General features: G+C 44.4%; 15 protein-coding genes. 9 read left to right on the plus strand and 6 right to left on the minus strand.

The features are described 5' to 3' along the window. Positions 1-68: 68 nt before the first annotated feature. Together AC59JT_RS16490 and AC59JT_RS16495 are read right to left on the minus strand one after the other, a co-directional pair. Positions 69-575 (minus strand): hypothetical protein, encoded by a 507-nt coding sequence (locus AC59JT_RS16490; RefSeq protein WP_497400945.1) that lies wholly within the window; start codon positions 573-575, stop codon positions 69-71. 61 nt (positions 576-636) lie between these two features. After that, positions 637-1,530, minus strand: a complete 894-nt coding sequence (locus AC59JT_RS16495; RefSeq protein WP_497400947.1) for a hydroxypyruvate isomerase family protein — start codon at positions 1,528-1,530, stop codon at positions 637-639. Between the two features lie 251 nt (positions 1,531-1,781). Between AC59JT_RS16495 and AC59JT_RS16500 the strand changes: the two genes are divergently transcribed. Genes AC59JT_RS16500 through AC59JT_RS16530 form a run of 7 tightly spaced genes read left to right on the plus strand, consistent with a single transcriptional unit; the run spans position 1,782 to position 7,486 of the window. Further along, complete coding sequence (locus AC59JT_RS16500; protein WP_497400950.1) at positions 1,782-2,501, plus strand: HAD family hydrolase; 720 nt, start codon at positions 1,782-1,784, stop codon at positions 2,499-2,501. After that, positions 2,476-3,309: a phosphoribosyltransferase family protein gene (locus AC59JT_RS16505; protein WP_497400952.1), complete on the plus strand. Its 834-nt coding sequence runs from the start codon at positions 2,476-2,478 to the stop codon at positions 3,307-3,309. The genes AC59JT_RS16500 and AC59JT_RS16505 overlap by 26 nt, the downstream gene beginning before the upstream one ends. 4 nt (positions 3,310-3,313) lie before the next feature. Then, positions 3,314-3,868 (plus strand): TerD family protein, encoded by a 555-nt coding sequence (locus tag AC59JT_RS16510; RefSeq protein WP_497400954.1) that lies wholly within the window; start codon positions 3,314-3,316, stop codon positions 3,866-3,868. Between the two features lie 11 nt (positions 3,869-3,879). After that, positions 3,880-4,485, plus strand: a complete 606-nt coding sequence (locus tag AC59JT_RS16515) for a TerD family protein (protein WP_497400956.1) — start codon at positions 3,880-3,882, stop codon at positions 4,483-4,485. 48 nt (positions 4,486-4,533) lie between these two features. Then, positions 4,534-5,655 (plus strand): toxic anion resistance protein, encoded by a 1,122-nt coding sequence (locus tag AC59JT_RS16520; protein WP_497400958.1) that lies wholly within the window; start codon positions 4,534-4,536, stop codon positions 5,653-5,655. 9 nt (positions 5,656-5,664) lie between these two features. Continuing rightward, the gene (locus AC59JT_RS16525; protein ID WP_497400961.1) at positions 5,665-6,621 is read left to right on the plus strand and encodes a hypothetical protein; all 957 of its coding nucleotides are present in this window, start codon (positions 5,665-5,667) and stop codon (positions 6,619-6,621) included. 49 nt (positions 6,622-6,670) lie between these two features. Beyond that, positions 6,671-7,486, plus strand: a complete 816-nt coding sequence (locus AC59JT_RS16530; RefSeq protein WP_497400963.1) for a TerC family protein — start codon at positions 6,671-6,673, stop codon at positions 7,484-7,486. A gap of 148 nt (positions 7,487-7,634) precedes the next feature. Here AC59JT_RS16530 and carB read toward each other — a convergent pair whose 3' ends face one another. After that, positions 7,635-10,451 carry a carbamoyl-phosphate synthase large subunit gene (carB, locus tag AC59JT_RS16535; RefSeq protein WP_497400965.1) on the minus strand — a complete coding sequence of 939 codons (2,817 nt, stop codon included), beginning with the start codon at positions 10,449-10,451 and terminating at the stop codon, positions 7,635-7,637. A gap of 304 nt (positions 10,452-10,755) precedes the next feature. Next, a complete protein-coding gene (locus tag AC59JT_RS16540) occupies positions 10,756-11,409 on the minus strand; it encodes a DUF4397 domain-containing protein (RefSeq protein ID WP_497400967.1) in 654 nt (217 codons plus the stop codon). Between the two features lie 212 nt (positions 11,410-11,621). Here AC59JT_RS16540 and AC59JT_RS16545 point away from each other — a divergent pair, with 212 nt between their 5' ends. Both AC59JT_RS16545 and AC59JT_RS16550 read left to right on the plus strand, forming a co-directional pair. Continuing rightward, positions 11,622-12,353 (plus strand): hypothetical protein, encoded by a 732-nt coding sequence (locus AC59JT_RS16545; RefSeq protein WP_497400969.1) that lies wholly within the window; start codon positions 11,622-11,624, stop codon positions 12,351-12,353. Continuing rightward, on the plus strand, positions 12,350-13,102 hold the full coding sequence (locus AC59JT_RS16550; protein ID WP_497400971.1) for a DUF1835 domain-containing protein: 753 nt from the start codon (positions 12,350-12,352) through the stop codon (positions 13,100-13,102). The genes AC59JT_RS16545 and AC59JT_RS16550 overlap by 4 nt, the downstream gene beginning before the upstream one ends. Before the next feature lie 299 nt (positions 13,103-13,401). Here AC59JT_RS16550 and AC59JT_RS16555 read toward each other — a convergent pair whose 3' ends face one another. Both AC59JT_RS16555 and AC59JT_RS16560 read right to left on the minus strand, forming a co-directional pair. Further along, the gene (locus AC59JT_RS16555) at positions 13,402-16,215 is read right to left on the minus strand and encodes a family 43 glycosylhydrolase (RefSeq protein WP_497400973.1); all 2,814 of its coding nucleotides are present in this window, start codon (positions 16,213-16,215) and stop codon (positions 13,402-13,404) included. Between the two features lie 168 nt (positions 16,216-16,383). After that, positions 16,384-17,946 (minus strand): S41 family peptidase, encoded by a 1,563-nt coding sequence (locus AC59JT_RS16560; protein ID WP_497400976.1) that lies wholly within the window; start codon positions 17,944-17,946, stop codon positions 16,384-16,386. Positions 17,947-18,170: the final 224 nt, after the last annotated feature.

Here is an 18,170-nt window from a genome sequence, read left to right on the forward strand (position 1 = left end):
AAAATCTAAAAATAAACAAGTTATGAAAATTTGCTGCGCCACTTGCGCCACTTTAAAAGTGGCGCACCCTAGTGGTTTACCATCTCGCCTTCCATAATTTGGATAAGTTTATCCCGCGCCGGTCCGCTTTCTGATTTAAAACCACCCAAGGTAAGGAGATAGCCAAAAAGTATCATACCAAGAATCACGAATATGGCCGGTTCAAAATAATCTTCAATAGCCATTTTAAATAAAAGACCGATCATCGTTAAGCCAAGCACACCTATCCACATTATTATAAACCCTTTCACCACAGGGTGCAATTTCATTTTTACCTGCACTGTGCAGCCTTCCACAGCAGGTGTAACATCGCCTGTTATTTGGGGTACAAAGGAATTTCGATAGTTAATGATTGGTTGAATATCAAATTTCCCGGGGATTGTATAGCCTGCAAAGTAAAAGCCGGAAGGTTTGGCAAATAACTTCTTAAAAGTGAACCCGATATCGGAGTCGGTTTCTTTCCGAAGGCGCTCGTCTATTTCAGCTATGCTTAACGGGCTGGTGATACAAAAACTCTCATAAGGTAGGTATCTCATGTTTGCAGGTAAACTAAAAAAGCCTCGCCGTTAGGCAAGGCTTTAAAATATTATTCAATAGTTACACATCACATATCTGCACACCCTGTTTCAACGAAGCCAGCTTATCGGCACGTTTAGGTACAAACTCCTGTGCCAGGTAGCCCTTAAAGCCCGTGTCTAATATGGCTTTAATAATGGCCGGATAGTACAGTTCCTGTGTCTCGTCAATCTCGGCACGGCCCGGTACACCGCCGGTGTGATAGTGCGATATGTACTTGTTGTATTTTTTGATGGTGGCAATAACGTCGCCCTCCATGATCTGCATGTGGTAGATGTCGTATAGCAGTTTGAATTTTTCCGAACCAACAGCATCGCAAAGCGCGGCGCCCCAGGGGGTGTGGTCGCACTGGTAATCGTGGTGGTTAACCTTGCTGTTCAGCAGTTCCATTACCATGGTAACGTTATGTTTTTCGGCAATAGGCATCAAACGTTTAAGGCCGATGGCACAATTTTTTAAGCCTTCCTCATCGCTCATACCACGGCGGTTGCCCGAGAAGCAGATGATCTGTTTATATCCTGCAGCGGCCACTAAGGGGATAACTTTGGTATAGCTTTCAACCAGTTCGTCATGCAGTTTCAAGTCGTTAAAACCGTATTCAATGCCTTTGCCCGCGCCGTTTGCTATGGCTACGTCCAATCCGTATTTTTTGGCGGTTGGCCATTCGTCGGGGCCCAACAGATCCATGCCTTTTAAGCCTATTTCTTTGGCTGCCTTACAAAGGTCATCTAATGAAATTGAGCTATAGCACCAGCGGCAAACCGAGTGGTTAACGCGTCCTTTCAATTCATCGGGCAAGGCGTTCTCAGAAGCCTGTACGCGGTTAAGCAAGCTATCGCCAACCATAACCGCGGCGGTGGTTGTGGCCACTTTTTTTATCATATCTCTTCGTGAAGTATCGTTTTTGTTTTTCATTGTCTGAAAAAATTGAGGCCCCGCAGCGGTAAACAGGCTTACAAGGCAAGCGTAAAAATAGGGTATAATAGTGATTTGTTGAAATACTATTTTGTAAGTAGGCATCAGCCGGTTAGCGCTGAAATATCGTCTGACTAAATAAAATTTCGGCGTTAAGTTAGTGTAAGCAAGTGTTTATATTTCTGGTTAAAATTTTGCCCGCTCAAAATTATGCGTTACCTTACAAGGAACTTTATCCTTTAAAATTAGCAATGCTTCTATCATACAAGCACTATTCGTTCGATCTATGGCTTACGCTTATACGCTCTAATCCCGAGTTTAAGCGGCAGCGCGCGTTGCACTTTCATCAGCATTTTAACTTTAATCATAAATCGTTTGATGAGGTGTTGGCGGCCTTCAGGCAGGTTGATGTGATGTGTAATCTTATTAACGAGCGAACAGGTAAAAACATTGATGCCGAGGAGATGTACCTGATGGTGCTTAGCATGATCAATGATAATCACCCGAAGGTTTGGCAAATAAATGTTGCGCAGCTTTATGCAGATATGGAGGCCTTGATATTTAATTATATGCCGGTGGTTTACTGCGAGAACACCTTGGGTGTGCTGGCCCATATTAAAGAAAATACTAAAAGCACCTTAAGCATATTGAGCAATACCGGCTTCATCAAAGGTGTAACATTGCGCCGCGTTTTAAATCAAATAGGCGTGGACAGGTATTTTGATTTCCAGCTTTATTCGGATGAAGCGGGTATGTCAAAACCTAATCCCGACTTTTTTAAATTGATGTTAACGCATTTGCAACCCTACCATCAGCACATAAACCCCGAGCATATTCTGCACATTGGCGATAACCCGATTGCCGATATTGGCGGAGCCGATGCCGTAGGCATGCATAGCAGGCTCATCAATTCAAACAACAGCTATCTACCACAACTATTCAATTATGCACACAACGTATTCACTACATAAAATAAGCAGCACGGCCAATTTTGGTTTTAGCCCGGCTAATTATAGTCGTTTTAAGTTTGGCGATGACGAGGTGGCCCGCAGCTTTGGCTTGGAACTGGCTCTGGGCTTTATCGCCCAACATTTAAATGAACTAAGTGAGGGTAAGGAACTAGTGGTGATATCAAGCCCTTACTCGTTTATCCCAACGGCTACCTACACGCTTAAAAACCATTTTGTAGCTACCTTAAACCGCTGGCTGGCGCAAAACAACCTGCCTGTGGTGCAGGAAACAAAGGTGCATCGTACCATAACTTATAAAGAAGACTACGGCGAGTTGGATGCCGCCGAACGCCTGAGGCTGATAGGCAATGATTCGTTTCATATAGACAAAGCTTTTTTAAAAGGCAAAACCCTGGTGTTTTTAGATGATATAAAAATTACCGGTGGGCACGAGCGCATGATCATGAAAATGATACAGGAGTATAATTTGGAGAATACAATTTATATGCTCTATTTTGCCGAGCTGGTTAACCATGATATACACCCAAGCGTTGAAAATTATTTGAATTATTTTAGCGTTCAAACTATTTTTGACCTGGACGATATTATTAACAACGGCCGCTTTTGTATTAATACCCGTATAGTGAAGTATATACTAAACTATGAGCACGAAAGCTTTTGCGTGTTTTTGCAAAACAAGAGCGACAGTTTTATAAACAGCCTGTATGATATGGCGCTGGGCAATAGCTATCATACCATGGAAAGTTACCAGCGAAACCTGAATCACCTGGAGAATCAATTATCAATTTATAATAAAAACTTAGCATAATAACATGGCAATAAACTTGCAAAAAGGGCAGCGTGAAGCAATTGATGCGCCCAAATTTACCATAGGCCTGGGTTGGGATACCAACAGTTCATCTACCGGTTCGGCATTTGACCTTGACGCTTCGGTATTTATACTGGGCGATAGCAAAAAGATACTGAGCGATGAGCACTTTGTGTTTTATAACAATTTAAAAACCCCTGATGGCGCGGTTGAGCACAGCGGCGATAACCTTACCGGTGATGGCGATGGCGACGACGAGCAAATAAAAATAGACCTGTCGAAAATATCGCCGCAGGCAAGCGAGATATGCGTGGTAGTAACCATACATGATGCCGAGAACCGCCGCCAGAATTTTGGCCAGGTGCGTAACTCGTTCATCCGTGTGTTTGATGCGGCTACTAATGCTGATATTTTGAAATACGAGCTGGAAGAGGATTTTTCTATCGAGACAGCAGTAGAGTTCGGTCGCATTTACAAACGCGAAGGCAAATGGAAGTTTGAAGCTGTTGGCGCCGGCATGAAAGGCGGTTTACAGGATTACTTAAACAAATACAACTAAACCTTAAAGCAATGGCAATTAACTTAGAAAAAGGACAGCGCATTAGCCTTGAAAAAAGCAATGGCAGCAAACTAAATAACATTTGTGTAGGCATTAACTGGGGTGCCATCGTAAAAAAAGGCTTCTTTGGCTCAAAAACCGAAGCGGTAGATCTTGACGCCAGCTGCGCCTTGTTTAACGAAGGCAAGGCTTTGGAAGAGGTAGTTTACTTCGGGAACTTAAAATCAAAAAACAACTCGGTAAAACATAGCGGCGATGACCTTACCGGCGATACCGGTGGTGATGACGGCCTGGATAACGAAGTTATAACTGTTGACTTGGGGGCTTTACCTGCAAGCACCACTTATGTGGCTTTTGTACTGAACAGCTTCCGCGGACAGGATTTTGGCAGTATCCCTTTTGCATCATTACGTGTATACGAAGGAACGCCTACCCGTGTTAATGAAGTATTTGCTACGTACAATATTGCTGGCGGAAACTTTGCAGGCCACGTATCAATGGTTTTAGGTGTGTTTTACAAAAAGAACGGCGAATGGAAATTTAACGCCATTGGCGAGCCAACCAAAGACAAAAAACTACAGGAAACCGTGCAAACCGTTTCTCAGCGTTATTTATAGTATTAAAATTGCATTCAGCCATTTAAAAGCCGGATAAACAACAACATTATGGAACCTAACCTAAACAGTACCGAACCCGTTGCAGAAACAGTTAACCCTATCACAGCGGTAAAATTGATAGATAAAGAAGGCAATGTTGACCTGACACAGGCCAGCCCTGCCGACCTGACCAAGTATGCGGACCTGAACAAGAGCCTTAACCCTGCCGATTCAAATTCAATTTTGAATTATGGTGTGGAGGTGCAAAACTCCATGGAGAAGTATAGCAACCAGTTCTTGTCATCGGTGCGTACTTATAACTCGGGCGAGGTGGGTGGTTTGATCAATGAGTTGTTGACCGAGCTAAACTACATTGATGTGGATGAGTTGGAGCAAAGTGGTTTCAAAAAGTTCATATCGGCCATTCCGTTTTTAAAGAAACTGGTTTTTGATGCTAAAAAGTTGTTTCAGAAGTATGATCTTGTGGTTGCCAATGTGGATAAGATCACCAACAAGGTTAAAGCCGGCCGCTTAAACGCGATAAAGGATAACAGCTCGCTACAAACCATGTTTGATAGCAACGTTACCTACATTCATCAAATGGAGGAACTGATCATTTCCGGGCAGATCAAATACAAAGAGCTGACCGAGAAACTGGCCGAAATGGAAGCCAACCCATCAGCTTACCAGGACTATGAAATAGCCGATCTGCGCGAGTTTAACGGTCGCCTGGATAAACGCCTGGCCGATATGAAGATAGTACGCTTTATTATGCTGCAATCGCTGGCGCAGATCCGCGTGGTGCAGAATAACAATACTTCTATTGCCGAAAAAGCGCAGTCTATCGTATCAACCACTATTCCGGTTTGGAAAAACCAGCTGACCATTGCCGTGGCCCTGCAAAGGCAAAAGGCCAACGTGGAGATGCAGCGCAAAATATCAGACACAACTAACACCATCCTGCAAAAAAATGCCGACCTGCTTAAACAGAACAGTATTGACGTTGCACGCGAGAATGAAAAAACAGTTGTATCTTTGGATACCTTGAAGCGCACTACGCAATCGCTTATTGAAACGCTTAACGAGGTTAAACAAATACACGAGCAAGGTACAGAAAACCGCAAAGTGCTCAATACAGAGTTACAGAACCTGGAAACGGAACTTAAAAAGAACGTGACCAATGTAAGTTGATAGTACCTAATGGCTGATAACCCAATACTAAGTGAATCAAATAAACTTCTCAGTAAACTCCAGCTTTTATCGGCTTTTTTTGAAGACGAGATAGTTTATAAAATTTACTTACGTACACAGGTTATTCACCGCTTATATGAAACAAATCCCGAGCTTGATATTAACAAGCTCGAGATTTTTCATGTTCAGTTTACCGCCGCTGTTATTGATCTGCTCAAAAAGATCAAGAAGATAAACGAACGCAACACCAGCCTGCTTTTTGAAGAGATCCGCCTCAATAACGATCTTATCCTAAGTATAAAAGACAGCGACTTTGCCGAACCCGATTTTGATAATGATAAACAGCGGCAGGCACTTCGCATCAATACTTCTCTGCGTAAGCTATACCAGGTTTTAAGCGATGGCACGCAGGAATATCCCTTCGCCAAAAACATTAACGCCTTTAGTGCCCGCTACGCGCAGGATTACTTTTTTGATATCCCCGGCGATCTGCTGGCGCAGCTTACGTCTTACGAGCCTGTTGAGGTTTACACCAACTCATCTGCCATTATCGAAAAAAAGCTGATGGGCAGGTTATGCAAACATGATTTCCGCACGGAGTTTTACTGCGGCCTTAAAACCGGTATGCTGGCCATAGAGGTATATAAGTTTATGGATGAGGCAACCTATTACTTATTCTATCCATCGCGCAACCTGCTGCTGTTTTGCGACCATGAGCTGCTTAAAGGCGTTAACCCCAGCACCGAGGTTACCCGCAATAGCCGCATAGTGCAGGAGCTGCTGGATAAGAACGATCAGCTGCAGAGCAGTGCCTCTATCATCAAAGTAAATATACCGATGGAGGTTCGCGAGTTGTTGGCGGAGAACTACAAGAAAATATCCGACATTAACTTCCTGCAAAACATAGCCGGATTTGATGCCCAGGCCAATATTTTAAAAACTATGCTGAATACCGATATGATTTAGCATATTGTAACACCCTTGCACAATTTATATCTAAACAATAAAACACACAATGGACATTTTACATACGTTACTGGGCGATGATATACAGGCAGGCTTGCTTATTATATTAAACCTTATTGTAATTGAAAGTTTATTATCGGTTGATAATGCCGCGGTACTGGCTACCATGGTGCTTGATCTGCCTAAAGAACAACGTAATAAAGCGTTGCGTTACGGTATCATAGGCGCCTATGTATTTAGGGGTATCTGCCTGTTCCTGGCTGCCTGGCTGGTTAAAATTTGGTGGCTAAAACCACTGGGCGGTTTATACCTGCTTTATCTTGCATTTAATTATTTTAAAACCAAGCTGTCAAACAAAACAGCCGAGGAAGAAGCGGTTAATAAAAACGAAAGCTGGATCTATAAATCAACCGTTGGTTTGATGGGTAACTTTTGGGCAACCGTAGCCCTGGTTGAGGTGATGGACCTGGCCTTTTCTATTGACAACGTTTTTGCCGCGGTGGCTTTTACAGATCACGTTTTCCTGATCTATACCGGTGTATTCATCGGCATACTGGCCATGCGTTTTGTGGCACAGGCCTTTGTTAAGCTGATGGAGAAATTCACCTTCCTGGAAGCCATAGCCTTTATTGTGATAGGTGTTTTGGGACTGAAATTATCAGCTTCGCTATACACCCACTTCTACGCCGGCACGCCAATAGCTGAAGCCATAGAGGGCGAGAAAACCGACCTGTTCGTATCTATATTTACCGTAGCCATATTCATTATACCGGTAATAACATCCCTGCTGTTTAACTTCCCTAAGCGCAATGTGATAGACCCCGAAGTAGCCGAAAGCGCTGAAAAGGTATTGGATGAGAGTTAGTGGTTAAGTCTGTAGTCTTGAGTCGGAAGTCTTATGTCAGGCAATAGCATATAGAAAAGCTGCGGTGAATAAATCATCGCAGCTTTTTTGTTAAACGAAAAAGGCGAAAGAAACCTTTCGCCTTTAACCTTTTGCCTTTCGGCTTTAATTATTTACTCAAGTACATTGATTTCTCTTTGTACAAGTGTCTGAAGTATGGATCTTCCAGGTTTGGTATGAAGCGGATAGCTTCGCCTGTTGATTTCATTTCAGGGCCCAGTTGTTTTTCAACCTCAGGGAATTTATCGTATGAGAATACCGGCTCTTTGATGGCATAACCTTTTGGCTTGCGCACAATGGTAAAGTCTTTCAACTTGTTGGCTTCCAGCATTACTTTGGCCGCTATGTTAATGTAAGGTACATCGTATGCTTTGGCGATGAATGGTACCGTACGTGATGCGCGAGGGTTAGCCTCTATCACATAAACATCTTCATTTTTTATTGCAAACTGGATGTTTAACAAACCACGCACGTTAAGCGCTTTAGCTATCTTAACAGTGTACTCTTCCATTTTAGCTATCACGGTGTCTGATAAATCGAACGGTGGTAATACCGCGTACGAGTCACCTGAGTGGATACCCGCAGGCTCAATATGCTCCATTAAACCGACAATGTGTACATCGTCGCCGTCGCTGATCGAATCAGATTCGGCTTCCGACGCGCGGTCAAGGAAGTGGTCGATCAACACGCGGTTGCCCGGCAGGTTTTTCAGTAGGCTAACTACCGCTTTCTCCAGGTCCTCGTCGTTGATCACGATGCTCATGCCCTGGCCTCCCAATACATAACTAGGGCGAACTAATACCGGGTAACCCACCTGGTTAGCCACTACTAGCGCTTCTTCAGCGCTTTCGGCTACGCCGTATTTAGGGTATGGTATGTCAAGGTCTTTCAACAGGTCAGAGAAACGGCCGCGGTCCTCAGCAATGTCCATGTTCTCGAACGATGTACCGATGATCTTGATGCCATGCTCGTGCATTTTCTCAGCCATTTTCAAAGCCGTTTGGCCACCAAGCTGTACGATAACACCAACAGGTTTTTCCAACTCGATTATCTCACGTACGTGCTCCCAGAATACAGGCTCAAAGTACAGCTTGTCGGCCATGTTAAAGTCGGTTGATACGGTCTCAGGGTTACAGTTAACCATGATGGCCTCAAAGCCCGCTTCTTTCGCGGCTAGTAAGCCGTGTACACAGCTGTAGTCAAACTCAATACCCTGGCCAATACGGTTAGGGCCCGAGCCTAGTACGATGATCTTCTTTTTGTCTGATGATATCGACTCGTTCTCACCTTCGTAAGTTGAGTAGTAGTATGGCGTTTTAGCAGGGAACTCAGCCGCGCAGGTGTCAACCATTTTGTACACGCGTTTTATGCCAAGCTCTTTACGGCGCTGGTAAACTTCTTCCTCGGTAGTATTGTGCAGGATGTATGCGATCTGCGCGTCCGAGAAACCTTTTTGTTTCAGGGTGTAGAAGAAATCCTCAGGGATGTTATTCAACGAGTAACGACGCAGCTCGATCTCCAGGTTCACAATATCCTGGATCTGGTTCAAAAACCAGCGATCTATCTTAGTAACTTTACGTACAGATTCAATTGGTACGCCCAGGCTCAAGGCATCATAAATATGGAATAACCTGTCCCAGCTTGGGTGCTCCAGGCTGTGCATAATTTCGTCCAGATTGCGGCTTTGGCGGCCATCAGCACCTAAACCGGCACGACCGATCTCCAATGATTGACAGGCTTTCTGTAATGCTTCAATAAAGCTACGGCCAATACCCATTACCTCACCTACCGATTTCATTTGCAGGCCCAACTCGCGGTTAGCACCTTTAAATTTATCAAAGTTCCAGCGAGGGATCTTAACGATCACGTAATCCAGCGTTGGCTCAAAGTAAGCTGAGGTTGTTTTGGTGATCTGATTTTCAATTTCGTCAAGGTTATAACCTATGGCCAGCTTGGCAGCAATTTTAGCGATAGGGTAACCGGTAGCTTTTGATGCCAATGCTGATGAACGTGATACACGTGGATTGATCTCGATAGCGATGATCTCCTCGTTTGCCGGGTTAACCGAAAACTGCACGTTGCAACCACCTGCGAAGTTGCCAATGGCACGCATCATTTTGATGGCCTGGTTACGCATTTCCTGGTAACAACGGTCGCTCAGGGTCATGGCCGGGGCCACGGTTATCGAGTCGCCGGTGTGGATACCCATCGGGTCAAAGTTTTCGATAGAGCAGATGATGATCACGTTATCGTTACCATCGCGCAGCAACTCCAGCTCATATTCTTTCCAGCCCAGTACAGCTTGCTCCACCAAAACCTCGTGGGTTGGCGATGCTTGTAAGCCACGGCTAAGCGCCTGGTCAAAATCTTCTTTTTTATGTACAAAGCCGGCACCTTTACCGCCCAGGGTATAGCTAGGGCGAATTACCAGCGGGAAGCCGATCTCTTGCGCGCCTTCTTTACCTTCCAGGAATGAGTTGGCTATTTTTGATTTTGCTACACCCACGCCAATGTCTACCATTAACTGGCGGAAAGCTTCGCGGTTCTCGGTTTTCTCAATGGCGGCGATATCAACACCTATGATTTTTACACCATATTTTTTCCAAAGGCCCTGCTCATCCGCTTCTATACAAAGGTTTAACGCGGTTTGGCCGCCCATGGTAGGCAACACGGCGTCAATTTTTTGCTCGATAAGGATCTTTTCAAGGCTATCGGTGGTAAGCGGCAACAGATACACATGATCGGCAATAACATTATCCGTCATGATGGTGGCCGGGTTGCTGTTAATGATGGATACAGTAATACCTTCGTCTTTCAGCGAAAGCGATGCCTGCGAACCGGCATAGTCAAACTCACAGGCCTGGCCTATAATAATAGGTCCTGAACCAATGATCAATACGGATTTGATGGAAGTGTCTTTGGGCATAGTCTTTTTAAAGTCTTGAGTCTTAGGTCCTAAGTCTAAAGTCAAACAGGTCACTAAGGACTATCGACTATCGACTGTGGACTGAAATACTATGCGCTGACCGTCGGAAGCTGCCCGACCTCAGCGTCGGGATGCAAAGATAGAAAAAATAGACTATCGCAGTGTTAAATTTTCACATTAATGCGTTGGTGCCTGCGGCACCAGTTAATTAGTGACGGGTTGATTAGTGATTAGGTTACTTTCGGCAACACAATTAAGCGAAAACCGAGTCACTAATCACTAATCAACCAATCACTAAAGCCGCCTAATTTTGCGGCAGGTTATAACCGTAAAGTTCGGTTGCGGTTGTGCCGTGCAGAAAAATGGTATAAATTTTACCCGCCTGTAGCCCAAAATCAATTTCGGGGGCGGTGGTTACACTGGCAGCCTGAGGGGTAAATTTGGCGCCCGGGTCAACATTATAATAGGCCGAAGCATAACCGAAGCTAACTATAGGCACCAGTTCGGCACCGCCCGAAAGTACTTTAACGGTACCGGTTACCTGGTAATTTAAATTGATAAACCTTACACGAGCCTTGCCGGCAGGCGGAAGTGTCATGTCATCTTTAACAGCGCCTGCGACAGGTAAACCAACCGAGTTTGCATAATAAAACACGGTAGACCAATCACCGATAGCGACACCGTAGTTTAATAATGCGTTTGATGTAAGTGTACCCGTATTGGCAAAATCAATAGAGTTAAAGCCCGATGTATATGAGTAATAATTGGTACGTTGCCCAAAGGCTACTTTGCTGTTAGTCAGTTTTACGCTATTAAGGTAAACATCCTGATCTACTGAGCCCGAAACCGCGTTAACAAAGCGTATATGCGCTTCGCCTGTTGGTTCCTCTTCAATTTTTTTAGCACACGATGATAGTAATACAACCACACTCAGCACCCCAAGTAATATCCTTTTCATAACCTTATTTTTGCTTTTTAATAAATTGGTAAATCGTAATTGCAACGCAAAACGCTACTAAATTATATATAAAAAATATTTTTTGGCGAAATTTAACATCTCTTCACATTTAAAGAAGAAAACAAACCATCTAACTTTGTTTTTCAAAGTACTTTTTTATATTTTCTTTAGTGGATTTTTTGATTTAACCATAACGCCTTAAAGCCTGATTAATGAATAAACTTGAAGAAATATACAGGGAAGCAAAATCTGATAAATGGTTCCGGGCATTTACAGTGTTTTGCCGTATGGCGCTGGCTTTGAGTTTTCTGCCCGCAGGTTTTGTGAAAATTATGGGCGGACGCTTTGCAGCAGGTTTACCACACAACAATCCATTAGGCCATTATTTCGACGCGCTGCTAATTACCGGCTATTACTACACTTTTATAGGGATCGTCCAAATTGTGACTGCTGTATTATTGTTAATACCCCGAACAGCCCTGCTTGGTGCGCTGATGTATTTCTGCATGATCGTTAACATCACGGTACTAACCTACGCCACGCGTTTTGACGGAACCCGGATCGTTACCATGATGCTGATGGCCTGCAGTTATCTGCTGATATGGGATTATGACCGTTTGAAACCTACCCTAAGGCTCAAGCAAACCGAGACATCGCCCACGGCGATAAAAAAACCATTGGGTATACGTTTGAGGATCTTGTTTTTTGGAGGTTGTGTCGCCGCGTTGGCACTTTTGATTGTCGGTAACACCTATATTTACGAAATAGTACCGGGTAACTCGGAAGAAGAGTGCCGCAATCAATGTAGTGGAGAGCATCCAGAAGCTTGCAAGGTATTCTGCGACTGTATTTATACCCAAGGGTTACCGCTTCGCACCAGCTTAGCAAAGTATGAAGAGGCAAAAACGTCCCCGGGCCAAACACTAAATAAAATTAAGCAATGACCTACCATATTTTAAACGGAGACGCGCTTGCTTACAGTTTTCCGGAAGCTAAAATTGAAGGGGAGCTCATAGTTGCCAGGGAAGCGCTTATAGACGGAGACCTGTCGGGAAATAACCTGCAAGCTTTTTGGCAGTCGAGAGCAAAGTACCTCGGATTGACAGGCGCTGAATATCACGCCAACGTGGTTGCCGAATTTGAAAAAATAATGAATGCTCCTGCCGGTTCAGAATTCAATCTTTGGTTTGAGTATGATCTGTTCTGCCAGGTAAACCTGTGGTTTGTTATGTCCATCATCGATAGCGTGCCGGTAAACAAAAAGCTTTATGCTGTTTACACATCCCATTTAAGTACAACCGACAAAGATTTTTGGAATGGATTTGGGCCGGCTAATAGTGATGAGCTCCGGGTTTGTTATGCTGACAGGATCCTTTTAAGTGCTGCTGACCTAAAGTTGGGCTACAAACTCTGGACGGCCTATAAAAACAACGATCTTGATGAGCTAGATCATCTCGCAAAAAATCAATCGCCCGCTTTTCCATATCTGCAGGAAGTAGTAAAAGCACATATCGACCGTTTCCCGAAAGATGGCACCCAAGGCCGTCCCGAAAAAGTTATCGAAGACATCATCAAAAACATTTCTACCGATTTTCATGAGGTTTTTAAAGAGTTTTGGAAGAGGGAAAGTATTTATGGGTTTGGCGATACGCAGTTGAAACCGCTTTATGATAAAGTGATGCAGAGGCGCTAGTAGGGCATATCATTTACGTCAGCAAGACGAGGCCGTCGGTCAACGAGGCACCTACGGAGCCTATCTACTTGTTGGGTTGTTTGCTATAAACACGTAGCCCCTAGGGGGCTGCCAAGCCGCAGTTCAACTCCGTAGGAGTTACGTGTTTATAGAAAAGCCTTACGATATAAAAAGGGCTCCGTAGGCGCCCCGTTTATCAACATTGCCCGCCTTTACAACAATTTCCGCTTCCGCCATAAATAAAGCAACCCCGACCAAAGGCCGGGGCTGCATAAAAAAATCACAATTTTAACGAACTATTATTTTTCGAACAGGGTGATGCCATTATAATTAACCGCGGCGTTACTGCCCACCAGCCCTACCTGCGAGGCCGGCCATGAACCTTTAACCTCGGCCACCTGTTTACCATCAAGGAACACAATTACGCGGTCGTTTAACTTAACGGTGCGCAGGTTGTAATTTGATGTTTTTTCTTCGGTAACATAAAGCTTATATATCGTTGGCATTTGCGGAACGATGGCTTTGCTAACTATAGTTATCGCGTCAGCCGTTATTTTGTTAAACTCAATTTTATTGATGTTCTCCTCGCCGCCTTTCACCACTTTAAAATCAAGCGGGAACCATTCGCCTTTGTAGCGGTACGATACCATAACCGAATCAAAGATATTAACCGCAAAATCGCTACGGTTATAAACGCTTTTTACCAGCGTCAATGCTGATAGCTCGGTATTCTCTTTCAGTGTGTAAAAACGATTGTTCGAGTCTCCGTGCCTTGGGTCAGGGTACTGGATCTGAAGGTGTTTTAACGGAACATTGGTTACAGCTATAGGACTGCCGCCGTTTTTACCCGATAATACCAGGCTGTTGCTGGTAAAATCAAGCGAAGCCTGCAGATAATTATTTTTATCGGCATAAACCGGGTAAATCCCCGCGCTGCCTGTCCCCTGGTTGTGGTAGATCTGCGTGGCAAACTCGTATTGTTTTAGCTTATCGCCTTTAAATGCGGCAAAGCTTCCGGTGGCTTGGGTTTGGGCAATGCCGTTAATGGCTGTTTTCCATGTGCCGGTAGCCTTATCGCCATTTTGTGCATTACCCCAGCCGGTAATGGTGTTATTGTACTCATCAAAGCCAGGCGTATAGATAACGCCATCAAAATTAGCGGCGGTATTTTGAGTGAATATGCCTGGTAGGCCCTGTGCAGCAAAAGTTGAATAAACTTTATTGGCGCCCGGGGCTGGCATATCATCAATTAATACATCAAAACGTTTGTCGTTTTTAAAAACTGACAAGCTATGGTACACGCCAAAGTTGAACACTTTGGCCAGCTTGTTTTTCTTGATAGTTTCTTTGCCGTTGTTGACTAAGCGCGAGTACCAAACACCTTCGGCTTTGTTCAAACCTATTTCCAAAAAGTTTGTCGCGCCCGCATAATAAGCGATAATGCCGGTATTTGATTTGCCTGCCGCATTGCCTTTAACATTGGCTTTAAACAGGTAATTGCTGCTGGCATGTGCTTTTATTAAGGCATCTACTTTTCCGGTAGCAGCGGTTTGTACCAGCTCGTTATTTTGTATCTGCCATTGGCCGCCTTTAACGTTCCATTTGGTTTTAAATGCAGCAACATCGGTGTTCTCAAAAATATCGCCGAAGATGGGCTGCGATGGATCAGGATGATAGCCTGGGGTGCGAGGGCCGGTAGGGCCGTCAACAGTCAGTTCATGGTCGTTAAATAAAACTCGGTTAATAAACTGTCCGCGACGACCGCCATTTTTTATACCGAAATAGATGAGCCACCATTCCATCCCGTTAGGGCCTTTTAATATGTTTGGCTGACCTGGGTTCAGTAAAAAGTCGTCGCCCGGTTTGTTAATGTAGTCTATCAACTCCACATCAATATTACCTGCACGGCGGCTTTTTTTGCTGTGCATGGCTATTAAGTGGTTGCCGCTTTTCAGGCTTTGTATTACGTTGGCATCCAAGGCAACGGTAATGTAATTACTCGCGTCGCTTTTATAAACCTGTTTGCCATCAATATAAACTTCGGAGGCGCCGCCATGGTTAACCAGCAGTTGCAGGTTGTCTGATGGTGCCGAGGTAATGGTAAAGCTTTTACGCACCCAAATGTCGTCGCTGGTCCAGCTGGTTTGCTGGCGGTAGGTGTTGCTGCCTTTTACCGGCTGACCACCAAAGCCTTTATCGCCGGTGCTCCAGCTACCGTCGCTAAAATCGGCATTTAGCCATTTATCGCCCGGGTCGCTGGTGGTATATTTCCAGTTGGTAAAGTTTTTGGTTGACGAAGTGAACAGGTATTTCATTTCCTCAGGGTTGTCGCTAAGGTTTTGTTGTACCACGGGGTGGCGATATTTGTTGCCATCGTTAAAATCCAGCGGGCCATTAGCTTCGGCTACGCCTAAAGCATAATTACCGTACGAGTTTGCGGTATGGTTACCGTTATACATCATGTAGTATTTTGAGCGGTATTTCATTACCCATGGGCCTTCCATTACATTACTGTCATAACGTTCCCAGGTATCGGGCAGTGAGTTAAACATTTTTCTAGGCTCGCCAAGGTGGATGCGCGGGTCTTTAAGGCGCTGACCCCAGATAGTGTTACCGTCGGTAAACTTAACCATGTACAGGTAAAACGAGCTATCGGTATCCATAAACATGGCGGGGTCAATACGATCATCAAACCAGGTTTTTTTGTTAGGCTCATCATAGGGCCCTAAAATATTATCGGCTTCGGCATGGCCAACGTGTACCGTCATGTTACGCACGCCCCAATAGTTGGCCGACCAAAAAAAGTTGAATTTGCCGTTAAAGTAAGTGATATCGGCAGCATGGATCTGGTTGTCGCCAAAAGGCTTGCCCTTAACCCAATCGCCTTTCATAGAGAATACGTGGGTGGGGCCGGTCCATTTCACCAGGTCGTTACTAATATAATAGCCGCCATTGGTGGCAACACCGGCTATATAATATTTACCATTAAAGGTAATAACACCTGCATCGGCAACGCCTTCCAACACCGGGTTACTTTGGGCATAAAGTGCAGATTGCCTCGCGCCGGCCAGCAATAATGCCGCACATAGCGCATAAGTTTTTAAGAGCTTCATTTTTGTTCAGGAAATAGGGATTCAAGTACCCTTACGCAACACGGACGCTGTACGTTTAGGAGGTTTAACAAATCAGCACAACAAAAATAAAATAATAGGCGGCTGCGCAATGTATTATTTTAGTTTACAGCGTATTATTTTTATTACAATAATGAAGGTTGAAATGGCCTACTTCTTTTTACTGTCGGCCTGTATAAGGCCGACTATAAATTTCAGTTCGGTGTCTTCGCCTGTTGCCAGATCATTTACGTTGCGATTGATTGCATAGTCGGGCATTACACCGCGGCCCGGGGTATGCGGGTAGTTTTCCAAATTCATCACCCGCCTGATGAATGGAATATCAACCCTAATCTTTGATCCCGGCAGGGTAATATCCGTCCCCGAACCGGAAACCGGGCCCTCTATATCGCCTCCGCACTCTTCGCCTACAAAAATAGCATCGCGCCGGTTAACGCGGATTACCGTAGCCAGCATAGATGCTGCGGAACCTGTTGCGCCATCAATTAACACATACAGCTTGCCTTTAAAAGCATCGGGAACGGGTTGCATTGATCGGGACATAGCTTCGGTACGATATTGCGGATCGGAATGGTAGGTGCCGTTGCCCTGGGCTATAAATACCTCGGCCGGGTAATTGGGTGCGCTGGTACTATCGTTAAAATATTTGTTGAGTTGCGGAAATTTGTAATTGATAACCTGGTGATACTGGTAAGGTTTGTAAGGCGCCGTGCATACGTACTTTAGCAGATCGGCCCCGATAGCGAAATTGCCCCCCTCGTTACCCCGTAGATCAATAACCAGGTTTTGGATGTTCTTATTTTTGATGTGCTCAAAAATATTGCGATACTCGGTTGAAAAGCTGTAGTTATACTTTGACCATACCGGCGTATGAAAAGCCGAGAGGCGCAGGTAGGCTGTGGTGCTGTTCAACTGGTTAAAACCAAGCGGGTTTTCTTTCAGCTTTTTCGGGTCGTTAGTAGTAGAATATCTCCGCCAGTAATTATTGTATAAAGCAGCGGCGGTAAGCGCATCGGTTTTAATATTTTGTACCGTGCCTTGACCTATCTTTTTTATACCCAGTTCAAAAACATCGGGCCTGCCCATATATATGGCATAGTGCACCATAAAACGGTTGTAAGTTTGCTGTAGCGAAAACTGCTCCAAATGCCGTTGCCTGAACGTGCCCGAATAGCCATTGGTGGCTATGGTAGGCAGTAAAATATTCAGCACTTCGGCCATAGGTTTGCCATTAATGCTTACAATCTCGTCGGCACGGTTGAGGGATTGATCGGCACTCAGGTTGTTTTCTATATATACTTTATTATTGATGAGTTTGATGAAGAAGGGAAACAACTTGGCTTTAGTATTCAAGCTCTCGGCCGAGTATGTGGTTTGTCCAACCTCATTACGCATATAATTAGTAGATGGCATGGCAAAAGTATGTTCATCGCGCGCCGCGATTATAATAGGGTTAATAATGCGCAAGAACTCTATTTCTGTCATTGGTTCGGTAAGCCTGGCAAGGCCGGCGGCAAACAGGGAATCGTAGCTTGATTTTGGGGTATAGCGGTAGAGGCCGACATGCACGCTTTCCATCACTTTTTTTAAAATGCTGAGGTCATTGCGCAAAACTTCGGGAGGTATTTTATCGAAGGCATTATACGTTTGCGCGTTAGCCGATTGACATAGCGCTGTTACCAGCACTATCGCGGTGATTCTCAGTAGTTTCATGTGATTGATTTGGATTTGAATATAATAAAAATCTTTGACGGGTCTGCGGCGTAAAGGTTTTAATTGGTCAAGCCAATTGCCAAAATGGAAATTTTAGTCACGCACAATGTGGTTAAATTGCCAAAATGGTAATTAAACCTGCAAGACGATTAAATTTTAATAGCCGCAAAAACACATTTTTCAAAATATGTGTTTGTTTATTTGAATGAATGTTTAGTACCTTA

This window comes from Mucilaginibacter sp. A3364 (assembly GCF_059690715.1).